This window comes from Streptomyces sp. NPDC025721, from assembly GCF_055558595.1.
In genome coordinates this window covers 1446-2680 of record NZ_JBVHMF010000058.1, presented here as the reverse complement: position 1 = coordinate 2680, position 1235 = coordinate 1446, and the positions used below count along the sequence as shown (strand labels likewise).

Sequence of the window (1235 nt, the reverse complement as noted above, 5' to 3'; positions counted from 1 at the left end):
TGGCTGCTTCTAAGCCAACCTCCTGGTTGTCTCTGCGACTCCACATCCTTTCCCACTTAGCGTACGCTTAGGGGCCTTAGTCGATGCTCTGGGCTGTTTCCCTCTCGACCATGGAGCTTATCCCCCACAGTCTCACTGCCGCGCTCTCACTTACCGGCATTCGGAGTTTGGCTAAGGTCAGTAACCCGGCAGGGCCCATCGCCTATCCAGTGCTCTACCTCCGGCAAGAAACACACGACGCTGCACCTAAATGCATTTCGGGGAGAACCAGCTATCACGGAGTTTGATTGGCCTTTCACCCCTAACCACAGGTCATCCCCCAGGTTTTCAACCCTGGTGGGTTCGGTCCTCCACGACCTCTTACAGCCGCTTCAACCTGCCCATGGCTAGATCACTCCGCTTCGGGTCTTGAGCACGCTACTACACCGCCCTATTCGGACTCGCTTTCGCTACGGCTACCCCACACGGGTTAACCTCGCAACGCACCGCAAACTCGCAGGCTCATTCTTCAAAAGGCACGCAGTCACGACTGAAGTTCCGAAGAACAACAGCGACGCTCCCACGGCTTGTAGGCACACGGTTTCAGGTACTATTTCACTCCGCTCCCGCGGTACTTTTCACCATTCCCTCACGGTACTATCCGCTATCGGTCACCAGGGAATATTTAGGCTTAACGGGTGGTCCCGCCAGATTCACACGGGATTTCTCGGGCCCCGTGCTACTTGGGTGGCTCTCAAGAGAGCCGCCAGTGTTTCGGCTACGGGGGTCTTACCCTCTACGCCGGACCTTTCGCATGTCCTTCGCCTACACCAACGGTTTCTTACTCTCCGGCCAGTCGGCAGACTGACCAAGAAAGCTCCCACGACCCCGCATGCGCAACCCCTGCCGGGTATCACACGCATACGGTTTAGCCTGATCCAGTTTCGCTCGCCACTACTCCCGGAATCACGGTTGTTTTCTCTTCCTGCGGGTACTGAGATGTTTCACTTCCCCGCGTTCCCTCCACATACCCTATGTGTTCAGGTATGGGTGACAGCCCATGACGACTGCCGGGTTTCCCCATTCGGACACCCCCGGATCACAGCTCGGTTGACAGCTCCCCGGGGCCTATCGCGGCCTCCCACGTCCTTCATCGGTTCCTGGTGCCAAGGCATCCACCGTGCGCCCTTAAAAACTTGGCCACAGATGCTCGCGTTCACTATGCAGTTCTCAAACAACCAACCATCCCCCACACC

1 rRNA gene is annotated in these 1235 nt (G+C 57.4%); it reads right to left on the bottom strand.

The window, feature by feature from the left end:
* Positions 1-1181: ribosomal RNA gene (locus ACZ4EF_RS36820) — 23S ribosomal RNA — on the bottom strand; the annotation flags it as partial.
* Positions 1182-1235 lie beyond the last annotated feature (54 nt).